This is a genomic window from Bacillus sp. 105MF (genome assembly GCF_000374885.1).
In the GTDB taxonomy this organism is placed as follows: Bacteria; Bacillota; Bacilli; order Bacillales; family Bacillaceae_G; genus Bacillus_A; species Bacillus_A pseudomycoides.
The window spans coordinates 1-1,125 of sequence record NZ_KB895688.1; the positions used below are offsets into that span (position 1 = coordinate 1).

The 1,125-nt window shown below is 36.2% G+C and carries 1 protein-coding gene; it reads left to right on the forward strand.

Features of this window, described 5'->3' with window-relative positions; translation table 11 throughout:
• Positions 1 to 1,116 (forward strand): IS110 family transposase (locus C564_RS0131585; RefSeq protein ID WP_018768267.1); only part of this gene is annotated, 1,116 nt, incomplete at its 5' end.
• Positions 1,117 to 1,125 lie beyond the last annotated feature (9 nt).

The following is a 1,125-nucleotide window of genomic DNA, read 5'->3' on the forward strand; positions in this document are numbered from 1 at the left end:
CATTCTAAGCCTGAATTTGAAAAGCTACATGAAAAGATACATGAGCTTACAGATGAAACTGGTGAATCACCTGAAATTGTGTTCGAAGCAACAGGTATCTATTCCAGGCAGCTAGAGCGATTCATGCAAGATAATCAGTATACATATTGTTTATTGAACCCATTAGAAGCCAAACTGCAATGTGATTCTTTGCGGATTCATAAGACAGACCGAAGCGATGCACACCGATTGGCTCTCACTCATTTCACAGTTACCCGAAGGGTATCTACTGGAACTGATAACTTATTCTATCAGTTAAAATCTCTTTCTAGATTGTATAGCGAATTGGACAGTGAATTATCGATGATTCGTGGCCGTATGCATAAAGTGATCCAATTGACATTTCCTGAATTGGAAAAAATGTTTACCAGTAAATCTGATTTATTTTTAAATTTTGTTCAACTATTTCCTCATCCAGATTGTGTTTTAGGTCTTTCTAAAACCATTATAAAAAATCGTATTCGTGCCAACACCAATAAAAAAATATCAACTATCACGGCGGAGAAAAAAGCACTTCAGGTACTTGAAATAGCGAAAACTTCCTATCCAGCTGTTTCTCAGAACGATGTTCTGTGTGATCAACTCAAATTGTACGCAAGACGTTATCAAGAGCTTCTTCACCAAAAAGAATGCTGTATTAACAAGATGGTGCATACAGCCGGACAACGTGCAGAATACAATATCATTCTTAGTCTTCCTGGAGTTGGACCGAATACTGCCATACGCTTAATGGCTGAAATAGGAGATATTACTCGTTTCACCAGTAATAAGCAACTCAATGCATTTGCTGGTATTGATATACGTCGTTTTCAATCAGGTAAAACCTGTTTTAAAGATAGAATCAATAAACGTGGAAATAAACATTTGCGGAAGCTCCTGTTCCTCATCATCCAGAACATGATTAAACAACGACGTTACGGACAAAATCATATTGTTGAGTATTACGATAAACTAAAAACGCAACCTTATAACAAATGTCATAAAGTTGCGTCCATTGTATGTGTAAATAAGTTATTGAAGCTCCTCTTCTATCTCATTACACATAATATATACTATGATTATCGGTTAACCGCCTGAAATCATAGT